The organism is Methylophilus sp. Leaf416 (assembly GCF_001424665.1).
Lineage (GTDB): Bacteria > Pseudomonadota > Gammaproteobacteria > Burkholderiales > Methylophilaceae > Methylophilus.
The window spans coordinates 733,555-754,961 of the sequence record NZ_LMQS01000001.1 but is presented as its reverse complement, the minus strand read 5'-3'; the positions used below and the strand labels follow the sequence as shown (position 1 = coordinate 754,961).

Annotated in this window: 21 protein-coding genes; 14 read left to right on the top strand and 7 right to left on the bottom strand. The window is 50.1% G+C overall.

The genetic code is table 11. From position 1 onward, the window contains the following. The first annotated feature begins 134 nt into the window (after window positions 1-134). The 8 genes from msuE to ASG34_RS03625 all read left to right on the top strand — a co-directional run bounded on the left by msuE (window position 135) and on the right by ASG34_RS03625 (window position 8,369). Window positions 135-707, top strand: coding sequence for an FMN reductase (msuE, locus tag ASG34_RS03660; protein ID WP_055826578.1), 573 nt, complete (start codon window positions 135-137; stop codon window positions 705-707). A gap of 59 nt (window positions 708-766) precedes the next feature. Continuing rightward, window positions 767-1,855, top strand: a complete 1,089-nt coding sequence (sfnG, locus tag ASG34_RS03655; protein ID WP_055826575.1) for a dimethylsulfone monooxygenase SfnG — start codon at window positions 767-769, stop codon at window positions 1,853-1,855. A 24-nt stretch (window positions 1,856-1,879) separates the two neighbouring features. Continuing rightward, window positions 1,880-3,043 (top strand): AMP-binding protein, encoded by a 1,164-nt coding sequence (locus ASG34_RS03650; RefSeq protein ID WP_055826571.1) that lies wholly within the window; start codon window positions 1,880-1,882, stop codon window positions 3,041-3,043. Between the two features lie 30 nt (window positions 3,044-3,073). Further along, on the top strand, window positions 3,074-3,850 hold the full coding sequence (locus tag ASG34_RS03645) for an ABC transporter ATP-binding protein (RefSeq protein WP_055826568.1): 777 nt from the start codon (window positions 3,074-3,076) through the stop codon (window positions 3,848-3,850). A 32-nt stretch (window positions 3,851-3,882) separates the two neighbouring features. After that, window positions 3,883-4,764, top strand: coding sequence for a branched-chain amino acid ABC transporter permease (locus tag ASG34_RS03640; protein ID WP_055826566.1), 882 nt, complete (start codon window positions 3,883-3,885; stop codon window positions 4,762-4,764). An 11-nt stretch (window positions 4,765-4,775) separates the two neighbouring features. Continuing rightward, on the top strand, window positions 4,776-5,843 hold the full coding sequence (locus ASG34_RS03635) for a branched-chain amino acid ABC transporter permease (RefSeq protein ID WP_055826564.1): 1,068 nt from the start codon (window positions 4,776-4,778) through the stop codon (window positions 5,841-5,843). Between the two features lie 128 nt (window positions 5,844-5,971). Next, window positions 5,972-7,318 (top strand): ABC transporter substrate-binding protein, encoded by a 1,347-nt coding sequence (locus tag ASG34_RS03630; protein WP_055826561.1) that lies wholly within the window; start codon window positions 5,972-5,974, stop codon window positions 7,316-7,318. A 277-nt stretch (window positions 7,319-7,595) separates the two neighbouring features. Continuing rightward, complete coding sequence (locus ASG34_RS03625; protein ID WP_055826558.1) at window positions 7,596-8,369, top strand: ABC transporter ATP-binding protein; 774 nt, start codon at window positions 7,596-7,598, stop codon at window positions 8,367-8,369. Window positions 8,370-9,653: 1,284 nt separating this feature from the next. On the opposite strand, the gene ASG34_RS03620 is transcribed toward ASG34_RS03625, so the two are convergent. Together ASG34_RS03620 and ASG34_RS03615 are read right to left on the bottom strand one after the other, a co-directional pair. Further along, the gene (locus ASG34_RS03620) at window positions 9,654-10,751 is read right to left on the bottom strand and encodes a hypothetical protein (RefSeq protein ID WP_055826555.1); all 1,098 of its coding nucleotides are present in this window, start codon (window positions 10,749-10,751) and stop codon (window positions 9,654-9,656) included. 304 nt (window positions 10,752-11,055) lie between these two features. Further along, window positions 11,056-12,189, bottom strand: coding sequence for an MFS transporter (locus tag ASG34_RS03615; RefSeq protein ID WP_055826552.1), 1,134 nt, complete (start codon window positions 12,187-12,189; stop codon window positions 11,056-11,058). Window positions 12,190-12,332: 143 nt separating this feature from the next. Here ASG34_RS03615 and ASG34_RS03610 point away from each other — a divergent pair, with 143 nt between their 5' ends. Then, window positions 12,333-12,986, top strand: coding sequence for a nucleoside-diphosphate sugar epimerase (locus tag ASG34_RS03610; protein ID WP_055826549.1), 654 nt, complete (start codon window positions 12,333-12,335; stop codon window positions 12,984-12,986). Between the two features lie 64 nt (window positions 12,987-13,050). Here the strand turns inward: ASG34_RS03610 and ASG34_RS03605 are convergent, their stop codons facing one another. Continuing rightward, window positions 13,051-13,302 (bottom strand): DUF2798 domain-containing protein, encoded by a 252-nt coding sequence (locus tag ASG34_RS03605; protein WP_055826546.1) that lies wholly within the window; start codon window positions 13,300-13,302, stop codon window positions 13,051-13,053. 115 nt (window positions 13,303-13,417) lie between these two features. On the opposite strand from ASG34_RS03605, the gene ASG34_RS03600 reads away from it, so the two are divergent. After that, window positions 13,418-14,341, top strand: coding sequence for a LysR family transcriptional regulator (locus ASG34_RS03600; protein WP_055826543.1), 924 nt, complete (start codon window positions 13,418-13,420; stop codon window positions 14,339-14,341). A gap of 110 nt (window positions 14,342-14,451) precedes the next feature. Beyond that, window positions 14,452-15,522 (top strand): bifunctional DNA-binding transcriptional regulator/O6-methylguanine-DNA methyltransferase Ada, encoded by a 1,071-nt coding sequence (gene ada / locus ASG34_RS03595; protein WP_055826540.1) that lies wholly within the window; start codon window positions 14,452-14,454, stop codon window positions 15,520-15,522. On the opposite strand, the gene ASG34_RS03590 is transcribed toward ada, so the two are convergent. Then, the gene (locus ASG34_RS03590; protein ID WP_055826537.1) at window positions 15,519-16,415 is read right to left on the bottom strand and encodes a LysR family transcriptional regulator; all 897 of its coding nucleotides are present in this window, start codon (window positions 16,413-16,415) and stop codon (window positions 15,519-15,521) included. The two genes, ada and ASG34_RS03590, sit on opposite strands and share 4 nt — an antisense overlap. A 113-nt stretch (window positions 16,416-16,528) precedes the next feature. Between ASG34_RS03590 and ASG34_RS03585 the strand changes: the two genes are divergently transcribed. Continuing rightward, a complete protein-coding gene (locus tag ASG34_RS03585; RefSeq protein WP_055826534.1) occupies window positions 16,529-17,287 on the top strand; it encodes an SDR family oxidoreductase in 759 nt (252 codons plus the stop codon). Between the two features lie 65 nt (window positions 17,288-17,352). Here ASG34_RS03585 and ASG34_RS03580 read toward each other — a convergent pair whose 3' ends face one another. From ASG34_RS03580 to ASG34_RS03570, 3 genes are all read right to left on the bottom strand, one after another. Next, complete coding sequence (locus tag ASG34_RS03580; protein WP_055826531.1) at window positions 17,353-18,210, bottom strand: DUF6279 family lipoprotein; 858 nt, start codon at window positions 18,208-18,210, stop codon at window positions 17,353-17,355. A gap of 214 nt (window positions 18,211-18,424) precedes the next feature. Beyond that, the gene (locus ASG34_RS03575; RefSeq protein WP_055826527.1) at window positions 18,425-18,982 is read right to left on the bottom strand and encodes a YMGG-like glycine zipper-containing protein; all 558 of its coding nucleotides are present in this window, start codon (window positions 18,980-18,982) and stop codon (window positions 18,425-18,427) included. A gap of 4 nt (window positions 18,983-18,986) precedes the next feature. Next, window positions 18,987-19,445 (bottom strand): hypothetical protein, encoded by a 459-nt coding sequence (locus ASG34_RS03570; protein ID WP_235559649.1) that lies wholly within the window; start codon window positions 19,443-19,445, stop codon window positions 18,987-18,989. Window positions 19,446-19,726: 281 nt separating this feature from the next. On the opposite strand from ASG34_RS03570, the gene ASG34_RS03565 reads away from it, so the two are divergent. Both ASG34_RS03565 and ASG34_RS03560 read left to right on the top strand, forming a co-directional pair. Then, entirely contained in the window at window positions 19,727-20,299 is a 573-nt protein-coding gene (locus ASG34_RS03565; RefSeq protein WP_055826521.1) for a hypothetical protein, read from the top strand. Continuing rightward, window positions 20,299-21,357 (top strand): aldo/keto reductase, encoded by a 1,059-nt coding sequence (locus ASG34_RS03560; RefSeq protein ID WP_055826518.1) that lies wholly within the window; start codon window positions 20,299-20,301, stop codon window positions 21,355-21,357. The genes ASG34_RS03565 and ASG34_RS03560 overlap by 1 nt, the downstream gene beginning before the upstream one ends. The last annotated feature ends 50 nt before the right edge of the window (window positions 21,358-21,407 follow it).

Below are 21,407 nucleotides of genomic sequence, written 5' to 3'. Positions count from 1 at the left end.
ACTTAATTTTCATAAGTCATTGAAATATATAAAAAAATACTCCTGGCATGGTTGCTGCTATATCTACAAGGAGCTGGCTCACCGATATTGAACACATCAAATTGGCGCCGGCAACCAAAGTTTAGGAGCCACACATGAGTCGTCCATTAAGAGTTACTGCTGTATCAGGCAGCTATAAATTACCTTCACGCACTGCCGCCCTGGTAGAAGCCTTGACCCAGCAGCTGGGCCAGCATATCCCGATTGAACTGCATTCTATTGAGTTGAGCGAAATCGGCAGCAGCCTGGTGTCTTCATTTGACCCTAAACAGCTGCCTGCGAAAGTGCAGAAAGATATTGAAGCGATTGAAACCGCTGATCTGCTGATTGTGGCAACGCCGGTTTACCGCGCGTCTTACACTGGTTTGTTCAAACACCTGTTTGACCTGGTCAATTACGAAGCATTGATTGATGTGCCGGTATTGCTGGCAGCGACCGGCGGCAGTGAGCGCCATGCCCTGATTATCGACCATGAGCTGAGGCCGCTATTCAGCTTTTTCCAGGCATTGACCTTGCCTATTGGCGTATACGCCACCGAGGGCGACTTTGAAAACTACAAAGTGAAAAGTGAAACCGTGAAAGCGCGTATCGAGCTGGCGATAGAACGCGCGTTGCCATTATTAACACATCGTGAACTTGTGAAGGCTGCCAGCTTGCAAGCGGTTTGACGCAGGCCAGTATTTAGAGAAAACCAGTATTAGAGAAAAACAGATTTGGAGATTGGGTGATGAGTACAGAAAACATTAAATTTGCATATTGGGTACCTAACGTCAGTGGTGGCCTGGTGGTCAGTAATATCGAACAGCGCACCAGCTGGGATATCGATTACAACCGTAAACTGGCACAAATTGCCGAAAAGGCGGGTTTTGAATATGCCTTGAGCCAGATTCGCTTTACTGCCGGTTATGGCGCTGAGTTCCAGCATGAGTCAGTCTCGTTTTCACATGCCTTGCTGGCGGCGACTACCAAACTGAAAGTGATTGCAGCGATTCTGCCAGGTCCCTGGAACCCGGTACTGGCTGCCAAGCAGCTGGCAACCATTGATTTGCTGACCGAAGGCCGCGTCGCGGTCAATATCGTTTCCGGCTGGTTCCGCGGCGAATTTACCGCGATTGGTGAACATTGGCTGGACCATGATGAGCGCTATCGCCGTTCAAAAGAATTTATCGAAGCCTTAAAAGGCATATGGACCCAGGATAATTTTACCTACCGCGGTGACTTCTACCGCTTTAGCAACTACACATTGAAACCAAAACCATTGCAGCAGCCGCATCCGGAAATATTCCAGGGTGGCAGTTCGCGTGCTGCCCGTGATAATGCCGCCAGCGTGTCTGACTGGTATTTCACCAATGGCAATACCGTGGAAGGCATCAAGGCACAGGTGGATGATATCCGCGCCAAGGCTGCTGCCAATAATCACAGCGTCAAAGTCGGCGTGAATGCTTTCGTGATTGCGCGCGACACTGAAGAAGAGGCCAGGGCTGTGCTGAAAGAAATTATCGATAAGGCCAACCCGGAGGCCGTGAATGCCTTTGGTCATGAAGTGAAAAATGCTGGTGCTGCCAGCCCGGAAAAAGAAGGCAACTGGGCAAAATCGACGTTTGAAGATCTGGTGCAGTACAACGATGGTTTTAAAACCAACCTGATCGGTACGCCGCAACAGATTGCTGAACGTATTGTTGAATTGAAAGCTGTTGGCGTTGACCTGATCCTGTCCGGCTTCCTGCACTTCCAGGAAGAGGTGGCTTACTTTGGTGAAAAAGTATTGCCACTGGTGCGTGAGCTGGAAGCCAAAAAACTGGCGAAGGCCGCCTGATCAAGACTAACAGAGCTAAAGACGATGGCCGCTGATACATTACCCGACTGGCTCGCTGTGCAGGCTGAAAAGCGGCCTGCACAGGTCGCTATCCGCCATAAAAAACTGGGTATCTGGCATGCACAACCCTGGCACGCAGTACACAACGAAGTGCTGCTGGCAGCGCGATTTTTAAAGCAGCAAGGGTTCGGCAGCGGCGATACGCTGTTCCTGCTCAGTGAGCCAAGGCCGGAAGCCTTGTTGCTGTCTCTGGCAGCACACTGGCTGGGAGGTATCGCTGCACCATTAGACCCGGCCTACGCACAACCACAGTTGCTGGATCTGTTGCATACCTTGCGGCCACAATTTGTGTTTGCTGAAGCGCAAGCGCAAGTTGACCAGGTGTTTGACGCCAAGCCGGATGTGTCAGTGCTGATTTATGCCAATGCGCGCGGCCTGGCCGATTACACCCATCCTGCCATTCATGCTTACACGAACATCATCTCGGTTGGTGAAGCTGTACCTGGCACACTGGCCGCCGTGGCGACGCCGGAAAGTGTTGCTTTCCGTTTTTACCGTTTGGGCGATGCCTATCAACTGGAATACCGTGAACTCAGCCACGCCGAGTTGTTGAAAAATGGCCGTCAGCTGGTGGTTCATGAGTTACTGACTGATAAAGAAGAAGCGCTGGCAGCGCGTGCTTTTGCCGCCAGCGGCCATGCGCGCTACCTGCTTTCACCCTGGTTGCTGGCCGGTTTCAAGCTTAATTTCCCCGAGAACCTGTCCACCCGGGACACTGATCGCCGCGAACTGGGGCCGACCCTGGTCGCAGGCACAGCAGCGACCTATCAAAGGCTGTATACATTGGTTCAATCACGCTGGCCGCTTCCAGCCAGCTGGCAATTTACATTAGTTAAATGGGCGCTGCATCACTACCAGAAACGCGTGCCGCTGCTGGCGGCAATTGCAAACTGGCTGGTGATTCTGCCTTTAAAAGATGTGCTGGGTTTGCGGCATGCGCGCGTGCCACTATTGGTTGGCGAGCCTTTATCAGCCGAAGCGGAGCAATTCTTTAAATCAATCGGTATCCAGGTGCGGGACTGGCCGGAAGAGGCAGACTGGCAGGCCAGTCCTTTACAAGTGATTCCACGCCCACCCAGCCATACTGAACATTACTTTGGTTTGAAAAACCTTAGAGCAGCAATATGAACGATGCGGCAATATGAAAGGCGCAGCAGTATGACAAATGCAACGCAGCTATTACGCCTGGATGGTATCTCCTTATCCTTTAAGGGGGTAAAAGCCATCACCGACATCAGTTTTTCAGTGAAAAAAGGCGAAATCTGCGCCCTGATTGGCCCCAATGGCGCTGGTAAAAGCTCACTGTTAAATGTGATCAATGGCGTTTACCAGGCTGATGAAGGGCAAATTGTTTACAAGGGTAATGCCAGGAAAAACATGCATCCGCAATGGGCAGCCAGGCGTGGTGTAGCGAGGACTTTCCAGAATATTGCCTTATTCAAAGGCATGTCAGTGCTGGATAACGTGCTGACCGGCACTAACCTCAAAGTGAAAAGCAGCTGGATAGAGCAGGTGTTTAATGTCGGGCGGGCACCCGCTGACGCCCCACAGCAAAGGCAAAAGGCCGAGCAGGTGATCGCTTTCCTCAAGCTGCAACCTTGGCGAAACAGCATCGTCGGCAATTTGCCCTATGGTTTGCAGAAACGGGTTGAACTGGCGCGTGCACTGGCGGCAGAACCCGAGTTGCTATTGCTGGATGAACCTATGGCCGGCATGAATGCCGAGGAGAAAGCCGAGATGAGCCGCTTTATCGTAGAGACCCGCCAGGAGTTTGGCACCACCATCGTGTTGATCGAACATGATATCGGCGTCGTGATGTCGCTTTCAGACCATGTGGTGGTACTGGATTACGGCAAGAAAATTGGCGATGGCACACCGGACGAAGTGCGGGTCAATCCCGAAGTGCTTGCCGCCTACCTGGGTACTAAACACTAAATTGGCCCAGGCTGGCAGAGGATGACGAAACAATGAATTTTTTTCTGGAAGTATTCACCGGCGGTTTGCTGGCCGGGGTGATGTATTCACTGGTCGCCATCGGCTTTGTGCTGATTTACAAAGCCTCCGGCGTGTTTAATTTTGCGCAGGGCTCTATGGTGCTGTTTGCCGCATTGACCTTCGTCAGCCTGGTTGAACGCGGTATTCCGTTCTGGGGTGCATTTGCAATTACATTGATCACCATGGCGGTGCTGGCCTGGTTGATAGAAGTGCTGGTGCTGCGGCAGCTGGTGAATCGTTCGCCTATCACCCTGTTTATGGCCACGCTGGGCCTGAGCTATATTGTTGAAGGCTTGGCGCAAGCTGTATGGGGCGCACAAGTGCATGCGCTCGACATCGGTATCAATGACGAGCCTTATGAGGTATTCGGCATCCTGCTGTCACAGTTTGATTTATTTGCTGCCGGCATTGCCGGTGGTTTAGTCGCCTTGCTCGGCTTTTTGTTTAACAAAACACGCATCGGTATTTCGCTGAGAGCGGTGGCTGACGATCAGTTGGCTGCCCTGGCAGTGGGGATCAAATTGCAGCGTTTATGGCTGATTGTATGGGCTGTAGCCGGGTTTGTCGGTCTGGTCGCAGGCATCCTCTGGGGTGCGCGGGTCGGCGTGCAATTCTCTTTATCCCTGATTGTCCTGAAGGCATTGCCGGTACTGATTATTGGCGGCTTTACTTCGATAGAAGGGGCGATTGTCGGCGGGCTTATTGTCGGCGCCTCTGAAAAACTGGCGGAAGTATTTATCGGCCCGCTGATCGGTGGCGGCATCGAAAACTGGTTTCCGTATGTGCTGGCGATGCTGTTTTTGCTGGTCAGGCCATATGGATTGTTTGGCGACAAAGCGATTGAACGCGTTTAGCAGGATGCAATATGCTTTATAAAGAATCTGGACAGTTTGTAACCACATATCGTTTTGATAAACGATTTTTCCGGCTCAAGCAGGAGCGGTTGGCATTTGCACTTTTGCTGGCTTTTGCTTTCCTGGTGGTGCCATCCATAGGCAATGATTACTGGTTTAGCGCGATCCTGATTCCTTTCCTGGTGCTGTCACTGGCAGGGCTGGGGCTAAATTTACTGACTGGCTATGCCGGGCAATTATCTTTGGGTTCAGCGGCGTTTATGGCGGTGGGTGCGTTTGCCACCTATAACTTCAATCTTCGTATTGAAGGGCTGCCATTGATCATCAGTCTGATTTTAGGCGGGCTCACTGCCGGTGGTGTAGGTCTGGTTTTCGGTTTGCCCAGTTTGCGGATCAAAGGCTTTTATTTGATTGTCTCTACCCTTGCAGCCCAGTTTTTTGTGCAATGGGTGTTCACCAATTTCACCTGGTTTTCCAACAACTCTTCTTCCGGGGTGATCACAGCGCCGCCATTGCATGTGTTCGGTTCTGATTTCAATTCGCCGGTGGGACGCTACTTGCTGACGTTGACCGTGGTGGTCGCGCTTGGCTTGTTAGCCAAAACGATAGTCAGCGGTGAGCTGGGCAGGAAGTGGATGGCGGTACGGGACATGGATACTGCGGCGGCCGTGATTGGCATCTCCGTGCCCAAAACCAAATTGCTGGCTTTTGCGATCAGTTCATTCTACCTGGGCATTGCAGGTGCACTTTGGGCTTTCACTTACCTGGGTACCGTCGAGCCGCACGGCTTTGACTTGACGCGCTCATTCCAGATTTTGTTCATCATCATTATTGGTGGCATGGGCAGCATTTTAGGTAATTTTTTGGGTGCGGCTTTTATTGTGCTGTTCCCGATATTACTGTCGAACCTGTCATCGGGCTTGTTTGCCGGCGCGATTGACCCCGGGCAGCTGGAGAATTTTCAGAAGATGATTTTCGGCGCATTGATCATATTTTTCCTGATCAAAGAGCCCAACGGGTTAGCCAAAGTCTGGCAAACCGTCAAGCAACGGCTGCGCGTCTGGCCGCTACGTTTCTAGTTTATCCAATGCATTAAGGGAGATTTTTCATGTGTTGAATAGGCTCATTACAATTTTTTATATAACCAAAAACGATTAGTAACTGTTTTTATAGTTCAATATTTATTTTAAAACCAAGGAGTCTCAAAGTGAAATTTTTAGGCAAACATCGCTGGCTGCTGCTGGCATTAGGGTTAGGCATCGCTAGCGTCACTGCGCAAGTGCAGGCGGCGAACGAACAATATTTCCCATTACAAAGCTACAGGATCGGGCCTTATGCAGCCGGTGGCTCAGGCTTTTTTGGCGGATTTATCGATTACCTGCAATACGTCAATGCCAAAGAAGGCGGCGTCAATGGCGTCAAATTCACCTGGAGTGAGTGCGAAACGGAATACGTGGTTGAAAAAGGTGTCGAGTGCTACGAGCGCCTGAAAAAGGGCCTGAACGGCGCGCCAGCCGCAGCGACCAATCCACTATCAGTCGGTATCGCTTATGCCACGCTGGAACGCTCTACCGCTGACAAATTGCCGCTGATCACCATCAACCATGGCCGTACAGATTCGACTGACGGCAGTGTGTTCCCGTATGCGTTCCCGTTGCAGTTAAACCCGTACAGCGAAGTGTCTGCAATCGTGAATTACATTGCGACTCAATCCGGTGGGCTGGATAAACTCAAAGGCAAAAAAATCGTGACCTTGTATCACGGCTCACCTTACGGCAAGGAAACCAGCCCTATCCTGGAACTGCTGGCCAAGAAATATGGCTTTGAGCTGACTTTGCTGGAAGTGCCGCATCCTGGTAACGAGCAACAATCACAATGGCTGACCATCCGCCGTATCAAGCCTGACTGGGTGATCCTGCGCGGCTGGGGGGTGATGAACCCGGTAGCATTGAAAACCGCACAAAAAACCGGTTTCCCTGCCAACCATATCATCGGCAATATCTGGAGTAACTCCGAAGATGATGCGGCGCCAGCAGGCAGTGCAGCAAAAGGCTTTATCTCGATCACCACGCATCCCTCAGGCACCAGTTTCCCGGTGTTGCAAGGTATCAATCAATACGTGATCAAAGCCGGCAAAGGCAACCTGCAAGACCCGAAACGGTTTGGTAATGTGTATTACAACCTGGGTGTGGTGAATGGCATCCTGAACGTAGAGGCGGTTCGCGTGGCGCAGGCCAAATTCGGCAAACGCCCGTTGACCGGGGAAGAAGTGCGCTGGGGCTTTGAGAACCTCAAGCTGGATGACAAACGCCTCACTGAACTCGGTGCCCTGGGTCTGGTGCAACCATTGAAGTTAAGTTGCGCTGACCACGAAGGCGGCGGTGCGGTGCGCTTCCAGCAATGGGACGGCAGCAAGTGGAACGTGATTTCAGAATGGGTGCAGGCTGACCGCCAGTTGTTGCGTCCTATCATCGAAAAATCGTCACACGAATATGCCAAGGAAAAAGGCATCACCCCGCGTGATTGCAGCAAGGAAACTGTCGCTGCCAAGTAATTCTTAACATTGTCTTGATTGGAGATGCATACCGTGGAGGCGGTATGCATGTTCAAGAAAACATGGAGTCAGTGAGCGAGCGGTACAAAGTGCAAGGCGCACTGAACGCAGGAACCAAGACAGTACAAAAGTACGGCTTGGTTACAATGCTGTAATTAGAAAAGCTTGCGCAACGCAGCAATTTGTTCGCGTAGCCACTGAATCCTTGTTTTCTTTAGTTTGATGCCTTGGGCAATGTCACAACAGTATCCATGAGATCAAATTGAGGAGCACAGATATGTCCCAGACCAGTGAAAAACTTAATCCGGCTGCCGATGCCATTTTGCAGCTGGATAATATTGAAGTGATTTATGAAAAAGTCATTTTTGCCATCAAACATATTTCGCTACAGGTAGGGCCGCAAGCGATTGTCGCCTTATTGGGCGCAAATGGGGCGGGTAAAAGCACCATACTCAAAGCCATTTCCGGCCTGATTCCCGCGCAGCGAGGTGAAATTGTGCAGGGCCGGATTTTTTACCAAGGCCTGGATGTGACCCAGGCCACGCCTGCACAGCTGGTATCACAAGGCCTGGTGCAAGTGCTGGAAGGCCGGCATTGTTTCGGCCATTTAACGGTAGAAGAAAACCTGCTGACCGGCGCATTTGTACGCCGCCCATCCGCCAAGGTGTTATCGCAGGAACTGGAGAAAGTGTATAACTTTTTCCCCCGGCTCAAGTTATTACGTAAGAATCACGCCGGTTATACCTCTGGTGGCGAGCAGCAGATGGTGGCGATAGGGCGTGCGCTAATGGCAAACCCAAAGCTGATCCTGCTGGATGAACCTTCCATGGGGCTGGCACCACAGATCGTGGAAGAAATTTTCGAGATTGTGCACCAGTTGCAGCAGACGCAAGGCTTGAGTTTCCTGCTGGCTGAGCAGAATGCCACGGTGGCGTTGAGATATGCTGATTATGCCTATGTGCTGGAGAGTGGGCATATTACGCATCATGGCGATGCGCAGACAATAGCAAGCAGTCAGGCGTTGAGTGACTCGTATTTGGGTAAGCAGTGATTGGGGATGATTTATTTTTAAGAGACTTCATTTTGGAGAGGTGGCTTTCTCTGGTCTGAGGTTTCATTTAGTCAGAGCTTATTTCAGTAGCGCAATCTGACAATTGAACTAGGTCGTCATTCCGGCGAAGGGTGTAGCAGGGATTTCGCAGAGCATGCTCTGCGCCTGCGGAGCTGTTGGCTTACGCAAAAGCCAGCGCGTCATGCAACAGGACGTCATTCTGGCGGAGGCCAGAATCCAGGCAAGGCGATGATTAACTTAGTGTCAATCGAATAGCGAGTCCTGCGCTTGCTATATATCCTAAATATATATTTCTTCAGAATATTCACCGTTTTATTTCGCCCCTAGGCGAGTGTCTTTCCTTTGCTTGCCCAAAGCAAAGTCACCAAAGTAAAGGGCACCCTAGCTTCCGCTTGTTTCCTGCGTTGCTCGTCAAAACAAGCGGTCGCGAAACTCGACCTGGCAGCTCACATAGAACGTGAGCTGCTGCGGGACTCAAACAAACGCTCCCTTATCTCTTGTTTTGCCTGCGCTACTCGGCGCGTCAGATAGGGGCCCGTTTAAAACCACCACGATGAACCAATATTTGAACATGAAGGTTGGAGGGCGCTAAGTGAATTTTGAGGTTTGAAAACAAAGCGTAAACTCTGGTAACTCTAATTCTTTAATTTATTTTGCCGCAATTGTCGAGCGTGATGCAATGTAAGGAATTACACTCAAGCGAAAGCGTGTGGTTTTCCCGGGCCCCTATCTGACGCGCCGAGTAGCGCAGTCAGCGTGGGAGTTGTCGGCCAGCGTCTGTTCGAGTTCCGCGGTGGTTTGCGTCTTATGCAAGCCGCTAGGGCGAGTTTCGTTGGCCGCCCGCGCTGATGAGCAACACAGGGAAAAAGCGGAGGCTAGGGTGCCCTTTACTTTGGTGCCTTTGCTTTGGGCAAGCAAAGGAAAGACACTCGCCTAGAGGCGAAAAAGAACAGTGAATATTCTGAAGAAATACCTATTTAGGAAATACAGCAAGCGTAGAACCCGCTCTTCGATTTAATCAAGCTTGGCATCAACCTTGCCTGGATTCTGGCCTCCGCCAGAATGACGATATTTTTGCAGGGCGCGCTGGCTTCTGCGGAAGTCAGCTGTTACGCAGAAAGCACAGCATGCTGTGCGAAATCGCTACGCCAGAATGACGAGCATGCAATATAGCGTTGACTTTATCTCGTTGTAAATAAACTTGCGTTCGCCATAAAAAAACGGCTCAGAAAGCCGTTTTTTTAAGATGTGAATGCAGGCGGGTTAGAAAAAATGCGCTACATGGAAAATGGCCTTAATGCCGTCGATATCCGGCAGGTTATTACGGTTCTCCCTGAAGTAGAACACATCGATACGTTTGTTGCTGTCACCATCAATCAGGTAACCCACGCCCACATCCACGCGCTTGCGATCCAGGCCGGTGGTATCGTTGTTAAATTCCTGGTAAATCACTTTTGGCTGGAATTTACCTATCCATACCGTATCGGCAAAGGTGTAACTACCATTTACGAAAAAGCCTTTTGCCTCCGGTAATACGGTGTCACCGGTATTGTCGTTGTCATAATTGTAATAAGACGCTTCAGCGCCCAGCACCGCGCCATTGCTCAACGGTTTTTCCAGGCGCGCATCCACGTTCCAGTATTTGGAATCGCCCTGGTTAAGAATCGTCCCGGTGCCGTCTTTCTGGTAACGGTAGGAACCGCCGATGGAAAGGATAGACTTTTTACCATCATAGCTGGCAAGGTTGTAAAAGCCCGGCTCGGTATCCCAGAAGTTGTATTGCAGGCGGGTGGCATATGACAAGTTGTCAGACTGGTTTGAGCCGCCCTGGCGTCCGTTGGTCGCAGACACATAGTATTTAAATGCGGCACTTTGGTCCCAGCCAAAAAATACCGCGCCATTGTCACGACCGGCAAATTCATAAGAACCCTGTTCCGCTATCGGGAAGTCAAAGGTGGTGGAATACATTGGTGCCGAGGCGGATGCACGGCTGGCTGCCGGCAGGAAGCGGCCTGCCCAGATATTCACGTAGTTGTTGATTTCCAGGCCCAGGTGACCATCCAGCAATTCGATTTTGTCATCAGCGACATTGCGCGCGAAGTTGAATTCATAGGTCACGTTTTTATGCAATTTACCATTGGTGTATAAACGCGCCTCTTCTACTTCAAAGTCTTTTGAGCGGCTTCTACCGTTCTGGGCGGCATCGCTGATCGAACTGAAGCTCACGCGTGAAGCCAGGCCGATATTGAGGAACAGGTTTTCATCCCGTTGGATAGTCGGATCTGCATAAGCCTGGCTGCTGAGGATCATCCCGGTGAGAACCGCTAACTGTTTACGATGAATTTTTAATTTTGTTGTCATTTTAACTCTCTGCTGTTTGAAAGATTGGAATAAGACTTTCGAGCGTTTTCAGGCGCAAAACGAAGTGATACCAATCTGCTTATTGCAGAAAGTGTGCCATTATAAAAACTTAATTAAAACAATGGCTTAATGTGTTTTTTGGTATATGGGGTATGCTGGGTAATCGGCACGTTTGCTGGTGCTATGCCGTTGAGTCAGCAGGGCATGATGTGGCGGTCAAATAAGGTAAATCAGGCATCCTTAAGTTGCTGCTTTACAAGCATGAAATGGCCAGTGAAGCAGCAACACGATTTATTTTTCCGGCTTATTTTTTGGTAATCATGAATGAGAAAACCGGCACTAAACCAAGCAGCAATGCCAGCATGATAAATGCATTGGGCAGGCCGATTTGTTGCGCGACAAACCCGATCAAGGCGGGGCCGAGCAAGACGCCGGAATAGCCAACAGTGGAAATAGCCGCCACCGCCAGACCGGTCGGCATCTGGGTTTGCGCACCTGCCAGCCTGAATAGGATAGGCGCCGTATTGGAAGCGCCTGCGCCAATCAGGAGAAATCCTGTCAACGCGGCGAGCGCTGAGCTTGCATGCACGGCGATAAACATCCCCAGCACTGCGATGATACCTCCCCATAATAAAACCGTGCGATCCCCTAAACGATTACTCAGGCCATCTCCCATAAAACGGCCGCTTAGCATGGCAATGGAGAACACAATATAGGGCAGGCCGCCTTGTGCGGTGGGTACTAAACCGGTATCGGTAATCAGCAAGGCGCTCCAGTCCAGCATGGCGCCTTCGACCAGGAAGGCAATGCCGGTCAACAAAGCCAGGATCAGCACAATACCTCTGGGCAAGGAAAAAAGTTGTCCTTGCTCACCTTTAGGCGTTTGCGATAGCCGAGGCCAGGTTGCCAACATTAATACGGCTAATAAAATAGCAGAGCCCAAGGCACTGCTGAACGTGGTCATATGCAAACTCAGCATCAAGGTCATGATGGCCGAACCAGCAAAGCCGCCCACACTGAACATGGCATGAAAACCCGACATCAATGAACACTCGGAAGCTTTTTCTACCTCGACTGCGTGCAGGTTCATGGATACATCCAGTGAGCCTAACGATGCGCCAAAAAACAATAAGGTAATGGCGAGTTGCAGGGTGCTTTCAGCAACCGGGAGTAGCATGACGGTCATGGCAAGCGAGAAGCCACTCAGGATGATGATGGCGCGGCTACCAAAACGCGCACTGATGGCGCCGGTCATCACCATGGCAGAAACGGAGCCTAGGCCCAGGCATAACAATAATGTACCTAACACGCCGGGATCCAGATGCAGCTTCTCCCGCATAAAGGGAATCAAAGGTGCCCAGCATGAAAGACCAAATCCACCCACAAAAAAAGCGAGCCTGGTGGCTAATCTCGCGGCGTTACTATTTAAAGCTGGCATTGATTTCCTGTATAAAATTATAGGTACTTCTTTTGAGTTGATATGTTTTTGGCCTACACTCGCCTTTGCGGTCACTCATCATATAGATCATTGGTGTCTGAATGATTTCAGGAAAACAGATTTACTCCAGGGAGGTATCACAAATGGCAAATCGTCGAGTTGTTCTGGCTGGCGCATCAGGCTTGGTAGGTTCCTCACTATTGGCGTATTTATTGCAGGATAGTTCCGTGGCAGAGGTGCATGTATTAGGCCGGCGTCCTTTAAATATCTCACACCCGAAGTTAACTATCCAGGTAGTGGATTTTAAGTTTATTCCTGCTTTGCCTCCTCTGGATGAAATCTATCTCGCGTTAGGCACTACCATCAAACAGGCGGGCAGCCAGGAGGCATTCCGGGCGGTGGATTTTGAGGCAAATCTGGCAGTCGCGCATGCAGGATTTTCGGCGGGTGCAAAGCGTCTGGGCTTAGTCAGTGCCATGGGGGCCAACGCCAACGCTTCCATTTTTTATAATCGGGTGAAAGGCGAATTGGAAGATGCATTATCCAGCCTGGCGTTAGAAACACTCATTATCGCCCGGCCTTCATTGATCATCGGTGACAGGGAAAAGCTGAACCAGCCCAGACGGGTTGGCGAGAAAATAGGCACCTGGCTCAGCACGCTTTTGAATCCATTACTGCCCATGAATTACAAAGCGGTTGAGGCAAGAAAAATTGCCCTGGCATTGGTTTCTGAAGTCCCCAGACATCAAGGAAAACGCGTGTTGCTATCGGGTGAGATTCAAGGTTTTAATACATGATCAGCGTGGATGTGCAGTTGGCTATCTTTGCAGAACCGCAAAAGATAGCCGGTTGAAGTCATGTTTAATCAATGTGTACCACGACTGATATCAGGTGCATCACGACCGGCCTGACAATCAGCACGCAAAAAAATGCCACCGGCATTGCCAGTGTGTAGGCGTGCAATACACGCCAAATATATCCGCTATGGATGCCGCTATTCGCCGCCACAATCACCATGGACATTAAAAAAGCCATGATGCCTGCCATAAAGAAAGCAAACACATAAGGGGTAAACCTTTTTGGAATTCTGTATGTACTGTTTACTTGTTTCATTTTCACCTCCATATTCGAAGCGACACTTTATTTGTATCTTTACTGGTCCGGTAGAAGATTGATTATTTATTCATCTTAAAGATAAACTATCGAATGCATTCATTATTCGATAGTTATGGATACGCTCAGAAGTATTGAAAGTTTCGTCAAAGCGGTACAGGCAGGCAGCATTGCTGCCGGAGCGCGGTTACAAGGCATCACTGCTGCTGCAGCCAGCCAGAATATACAGCGTCTTGAAAAGTCACTCGGCACGCGCTTGCTGATTCGTACTACACGCAATCTGGCGATGACGGAAAGTGGCGAGCTGTATTACGCAGAAGTTGAGCATCTTATTGCGGGTCTGGCTCGTGCGCAATCTGCAGTGACTGAGTTTCATGGCCAGCCGCAAGGGCGTTTACGGGTAGGCACCTCCGTGGCTTTCGGGCGGCATATCCTGATGCCTTTGATTCCGGTATTTGCGCGCCATTTTCCTAAACTGTCGATTGAAGTCGTGTTATCTGACCGCAGCCTGGATCACGTCACCGAAGATATTGATGTCAGTATCCGCTTCAAGGAACAGCTGGAACCTGGCCTGGTCGCCAGAAAGATTGCAACCGCACCTGTCGTCTATTGTGCTTCTCCAGACTATTTGCAACGAAAAGGCATCCCGAACAATCCAGAAGCGTTGTCGCAGCATGACTGCCTGATGTTTCGTGTGCCTGTGGATGGTCGTCTATTCAGCTGGACATTTGTACGTCAAGGTATCCGTTATGCGCCCGAAATCACGCCCAGCATCATTTGCAATGACATTGACTCACTGCATCGCCTGGTGCTTGAAGGCGCGGGGATTACGCGCCTGGCGACATTTATCGCCAATAAAGATATTAACCGGGGAGCGCTAGTCGCATTATTTCAGCCCGATCCTGCCAGCGCTGACGAGGTTCAATCGGATACAGTTCCACTGGAGTTCTATGCCTGTTTCCGTGACCGGCATGCCATCACCAACAAAGTGCGGGCGTTTGTAGACTACCTGGTGAGTGCCATTCCGCAAAGCTGGTAATTGTGGAAAACGCATCGCACTAATTCAAAAGCAAGAATCGGCGTTCTTGAATTTTAATTTCCGGGTATCTTTGAGATTATCCAAACAAGTTCAGGCAGGATAGTGTGACCATGCATAGTGACCGTGAACCAGATATCAGGAGTGATCCCCGCTGGCAGCAAGTGCTCACGCGAGACCGTGACTCAGACGGAGCATTCTTTTATTCAGTAAAAACCACCGGCATTTACTGTCGCCCATCGTGTGGCGCACGGCTACCTTTGCCGGAAAATGTTGAATTTTACGTGACCGCCAGCGAGGCAGAGAAAGCCGGGTTCCGGCCCTGCAAGCGTTGCAAACCAGATCAACTCGTTTTGTCGGCTGCACATGCAGAAAAGGTTGCCGAAGCCTGTCGCCTGATAGAAAGTGCTGAGGTAGCGCCTACGCTGACGCAGTTGGCCGCTCACGTAGCATTAAGCAAATATCACTTTCACCGGCTGTTCAAATCCATGACTGGATTAACCCCTAAAGCTTATGCGTCGGCGCATAGAGCACACAACGTGCGTCAAAATCTACAAGCCAATATCAATATCACCGATGCCATTTATGCGGCAGGCTATGAATCGAATAGCCGCTTTTATGAAAAATCCAGCCAGACCTTGGGCATGAAGCCTTCGCAATACAAGAAAGGCGGCGCTAATACCGAGATCCGTTTTGCCCTGGCTGAATGTTCGCTCGGTAGCCTCCTGGTAGCCAGCAGTGCCAAAGGCATATGTGCAATTTCCATGGGTGATGCTCCGGATACTTTATTACGTGAATTGCAGGATAAGTTTCCTCAGGCAAATCTCATTGGTGGTGATGCTGGATATGAGTCGCTTGTCGCACAGGTGGTCGGTTTTATCGAAGCACCCAAGCTCGGATTGGAATTGCCATTGGATATACAAGGGACGGCTTTCCAGCAAAGGGTGTGGCAAGCCTTGCGTGAGATTCCTTGCGGAAAGACCATTACTTACAGTCAACTAGCCCAAAAGCTGGGTATGCCAAAAGCGGTACGGGCAGTGGCCAGCGCGTGTGCCGCCAATACACTGGCGGTGGTAATCCCCTGTCATCGCGTGGTCAGGCTGGATGGTTCACTTTCCGGTTATCGTTGGGGCGTGGAGAGTAAAAAGATGTTGATTGAATCAGAGAAAATGAAGATTCGTTAAAGCTGCGTTTTAATCACTTCGCTTAGCCAGTCCATAAAAATACGTACCCGCTTGGACAGATTGCGTCTATGCGGGAAAAGAAGTGAAACTGGCATGGCTGGCGCTGTGCTATTACGCAAAATCTCAACCAGGTTACCACTAGCCAAAAGTTCATGCGCGCCAAACCTGGGCGCTTGCATGATGCCTAGTCCGGCGGCGCAGGCTGCGCGATAGGCATCCGTGTTATTGACGCAGATACGGCTTTTCATTTTATAGCTTTGCGCTTGGCCTTTTACGCTATATTCAAATGCATCAAATCGCTTGTTGGTGCTGGTCTGGTAATGAATCAGGTAGTGGTTCTGTAAATCTTCGATACTGCGTGGTTCACCATGTTCGGCAATATAGGCGGGACTGGCAAAGTTGGTTTGCTGCATTTCGCCAATTTTGCGCATGATCATGCCTGATTCTTCGACAACGCCAGTTCTGACCACACAATCATAGCCTTCGCTGATCAGGTCAACCTTGCGGTCTTCGCTGCTGATGTCTATGGACAGGTTAGGGTAGCGTTGCAGGAATGCCGGTAAGGCAGGAATCACCAGATGCCGCGCCATAGGGTGCGACATATTGACGCGGATGACGCCGGAAATTTGACTGTCATCGCTAATGAACAGGGTTTCCAGTTCTTCAATTTCACTAAGCACATCTTTGCTTTTTTCATAAAACAGTTGGCCGTCCGGTGTCAGTTGCACTTTGCGTGTGGTGCGATGAAACAGCTGGGTTTGCAGTTTGGTTTCCAGTTGCTGTATGGCTTGCGAGACGCTGGCTTTGGGCAATGCCAGGCTTTCGGCAGCTTTGGTAAAACTGCCAAGTTCTGCCACACGTACAAACCGCTTTAATGTCTCGTTCCTATCCATAGGTATGCCAATTGTTCATTTAATATGAACAGTATAATCAAATAATGCATATTTATCTTTGGTAGTGATAACAATAAACTGGCGCTACTTTAAATCACTACAGGAGATTAAAAATGGCTACAAAGATTGGATTGATTACTGGTGCCAGCCGTGGATTGGGCAAAAACACGGCGTTGGCAATGGCGAGAAAAGGCATAGATGTCGTGCTGACTTACCAAAGCAATCAGGCATTGGCGCACGAGGTAGTGAGTGAAATTCAGGGATTGGGCCGCAAAGCGGTGGCTTTGCAATTGGATGTAGCTCAAGTGAACACGTTTGATGTGTTTGCGGCAAATTTGAAACAGGCTTTAAATACACGGTGGCAAACCGCTAACTTTGATTTTCTTATAAATAATGCAGGGACGGGAATCACTGCGCCGTTTGCGGAAACGACTGAGCAGATCTTTGATGACATGGTGAATATCCACCTGAAATCTACTTTCTTCGTGACGCAGAAATTACTGCCATTGATTACTGATGGTGGTCGCATTATCAATATTTCCAGTGGTCTTGCACGATTTACTTTACCTGGCTACAGCGCTTATGCAGCCATGAAAGGTGGCATCGAGGTACTGACGCGCTATATGGCTAAAGAGCTGGGGGCAAGGGGGATTGCGGTAAATACTGTGGCCCCGGGTGCGATTGAAACCGATTTTGGCCAGGGCCTGGTACGGGACAACAAGGATGTGAATGCGTTTATAGCCTCACAAACCGCGCTTGGCCGTGTTGGGGTGCCGGATGATATCGGCCCCATGATTACCAGTTTGCTGTCTGAAGATAACCGCTGGGTGAATGCGCAACGGATAGAGGCATCAGGCGGGATGTTGATTTAATAAGCGCATGGATAAAAAAACAGGCATTCTCATGCCTGTTTTTTTCTCACCTTAAATCCATCAGGTTATTTGCTTTGCAGTTGGGTGAATTGCGTCTTGTAATCTTCTACCCACTGTTGAGCATGCAACCGTTGTTTCGCATTTGTACTTGCATGCAGGCTGGCGATGGTTTCACAGGTTTGTTGCGTGATTTTATCTATGTGCGCCTGGTAAGCCAGATTGGGACTGTTTTGCATACGCTCAAAACCTGCCCGGACCAGTTGTGATTTTTCTTCGTTTGACGTGGAAGGGTTTCGTAGGGCTTTTAAAATATTCAACGCATCTTCATCACGCCGTAGAATTTCAGAGTAGATAGTAGCCGGATCCACATTATTCCTGGCAATGCTTTGTTTTAAGATGTTTATTTGTTTTTCGTTTAAATCCCCATATATTTTTTCAGCATACTCTTTGGATTTCTCCAGTCTCACCTCGCGCTGTTCTTCGGCGGTTTCCTGCCACCATTCCTCTTTCCATTCTGCATTGCGTTTTTCCAGCTTTTGCTGGAAATGCTGCAATTGTTTATCGCTCAGGGTAGCGCCAATGTCCACTATGATAGGGATGAATTTCGTTTGCAGCGCCTGCGCATTTGATTTGATGGATTCAATGCGCTGGCAGGCGGTTTCTGCAGTCACCTCATGGCCTAGATCGTTGTTTATTTCATCCAGCAACGCCACATAACGAGGCAGCTCGTTTTTACGGTGCCATGCATGCAACTCCTGCAGCGCTGGTTTAAGTTTGGCTTTTTGCGCATCGCTGAAATTAAAGTAATCATCCAGCCGCCATGCGATCAGCGCAGGCGCGTTGTTGTAAGCGGTTTTTACCACACTACAACTGAGAGTTGAAAAAGCGAGCGCCAGGATAAACAGGTTTTTAATTATTTGCATGACTCTAGGACCACGCCTGCAATACTTAAGTTTGCGATGCAGTGATTTATAGCTAGTGTTTTATTGTGAAGCTGGCCTGGCTCATCAGCAGCGCTATCTTTGCCGAAACCATCTTTACGCAGGCGCACCTGTGCCTGCGTATGCGCGGCCCGGAATAGAAAATGAACAGACCAGTCGCCATCAGGCAGCGCAAAATGGCTGCCTGTTTGGTTTATTAACGCTGATAGCCAGGGGGTGGCGGTGGAGGAGGGTAGTAAGTTGACCTCTCAGGAGGCGTACCGATTGTAGTTTGCGTTCTGGTGATTTGGGTTGAGCTGGTGCCCTGGGTATAGGTTTTAGCCATGCTGGCAGGCACGGGGATTTTATGACCTGCCGCATACATGCATTGAAAATACGCATTGTCGTATTTTTGCTGGGCATTCTCGCCACTAGCCGCGGCGGTATCTGCGCCAATCGCACCGCCGGATAATGCGCCCACACCGGCACCAATCGCAGCACCCTGGCCACCGCCAGCGGCAGCGCCTATCGCGGCACCGATGACAGTGCCAACTGCGGTGGTCGCGGCCAGGCTCTCGTTATATTGCTGATTGACCGATTTGGAACCGATCTGCGTCATGGCAAAATCCCGGCAGGATAAATCGGCACTCCTGAATGTGTTGAAGTCTTTGCCGGTGCCGGGTAAGGCCATGTTGCTAGGGCCGGTCGGGGTTGTTGCGCAGGCCGTTAAAGCCAGTGTCAAACTGAAAAGCGCAATATTTGTTGTCTTGCTCATATGCTTATTTCGCCGAAGTCGCTGGAGGTGTTGGTGTCACCTGTTTCCAGCCGGCCGGGCATTCTTTCACGTATGGATAATAAGTCTCTGACTGCTCACAGTAATACCAGTAACCCTGGCTGTTACCTGCGCTGGTAGAGGGCGCAGCCTGTGCTGGTGGCTGAGCGTTGGCGTTGGCATCAGGCACTGAAGTGATACTCCCACCCTGTTCGATATATACCTGAGGTTGTGGTGGTTGTGTCACAATCACCTGCGGCTGGCTGTAAGCATATGGGTATGGGTAATAAGGATAGCCATAAGAATATGCAAACGCTGGCGGAGGCGCATAGAACGGGTAGGGGCTGCCGACATAGACGCCTACACTGCCACGCCAGCCTCCGCGGTGACCGGGTGGATGCGCTTGTGCGATGTTGCTGATTAGCGCCAGGCTAACCAGCACACCTGCTAAAATACTTGATTTCATTTTCATCATTTACTCCCAAAAAACTTCGGTAATACGCTTAGCAATTAAGACTGGAGAATAATGAAATCTATTCATAAATACCCTTGTTGTTTTGTATCAGTTTGTATCTATAGTGTTTGAAAGCGTATTGCCCTGTAGCCACATTTGTTGCCAACACGCCCAAAGTGAAACATTTCCATAAAAAGCCGCTTGATAGCCTATCTTTTTAAGGCTGCTTTTAGTAACTTGTCAAAGTGCGTACAGAGTGCGCAAGCAAATTGCTTGATTCCAGGAAGTACAAGATGCAACCTCAATCCCAATCCGTGCAGCAAATCAATTTGGCTTATGACAACCAGCAGGATCGCCTGCTGTTGAAAGCGGCTGTCAATAATGAGCAGGAAGTCCGCGTATGGATTACTTTCCGCGTCGCGCGGCAAATATTCATTGTGTTAAACCGTGAGGCGCATTTGCCGGTGGCCGCGACTTCAGTGACTGCTGCCTTGCTGGATAATATGCAATCCCCGGCAGAAGCGACACGCCAGTTTGAACAGGAAGCAGAAGCGGTGCAAAACCTGGAAGCGCTGGATTTTGATACTGCTTATCAGCAACGCGGATCTTCAGTGAGTGAGCAAGAGTTATTGGCAATCGAGGCCAGATTTGTGTCTATCAATGATCAATTGAACAGCATGCAGCTGGTATGTGCAGGCGGCATGAACGTCAATATGGGCTTGAATAAAGAGTTGGTATTGGCGATCAGCCGCATGTTGATGATCGCCAGTAAAGACGCCGGTTGGGTTTTACCGGCAGAGAAGGAACCACAAGCCGTTTCCAGCATCGTAATGCAGGTACCAACAGAAAAGCAGGTGTTGCATTAATGGATGAGACGTATCTGGGAGACAGCGGCATCCGCGTTTCTAAAATTGCTTTGGGCACTATGACGTATGGCGATCAGAATACCCAACAGGATGCAGAGAACCAGCTGGATTTTGCCATGGCGCAAGGCATTAACTTTATCGATACCGCTGAAATGTATCCGGTGCCGCCCAAAGCCGAAACAGTCACCCGCACTGAAACCATCCTTGGCCACTGGATCAAGAAGCAACCGCGCGACCGCTTTGTACTGGCAAGCAAGATAGCCGGGCCGCGGCGCGGCATGCATTGGATCCGCGGAGGTCCCACCGGCATGGATAGGGCGAATATCCGCCAGGCCGTGCATGACAGCTTGCAGAGACTGCAAACCGATTACCTGGATGTGCTTTACCTGCATTGGCCGGAGCGCAACGTGCCTATGTTTGGCCAATACCAGTTTGATCCTGAAGCTGAACTTGATAGCGGCGGCCAACCGATGGCATGGGTGCCTATTCAGCACCAGCTGGAAACGCTGGCTGAGCTGATCAAGGAAGGCAAGGTGCGCACAATCGGGCTTAGCAATGAGCAGCCCTGGGGAGTGATGGAGTTTTTAAGAATTGCGCGCGAACAGGGATTGCCGCGTATTTCTGTATTGCAGAACTGTTATAACCTGATGAACCGCGGTCTTGAGTTTGGCATGGCAGAAATCCTATACCGCGAACGTATCAGCCTGGCGGCGTATTCACCGCTGGCATTTGGCCATTTGACTGGCAAATATGTTAAAAATCCTGCCGCGCAGGGCCGGGTCACCATGTTTCTTGGTTATGCGCAGCGTTACAAAAAGCCGGGTGTGCTGGCCGCCTCCACTGCCTACGCTGCGCTGGCAAAAGCGCACGGACTGACGCCGACTCAGCTCGCTTTGAGCTTTGTCTATCACCGCTGGTTTATGGGGACTACCATTATTGGCGCGACCAACATGACGCAGCTCCAAGAAAATGTTGCTGCTTATAAGGTTCACTTAAGCGATGAGGTTTTGCAAGAAATTGAGCAGTTGCATTTAATCATGATGAATCCAGCGCCCTGATGAATCAAAGATATATAGAGCGTAGTAACCACTATGCTGTTTAAAGTAAT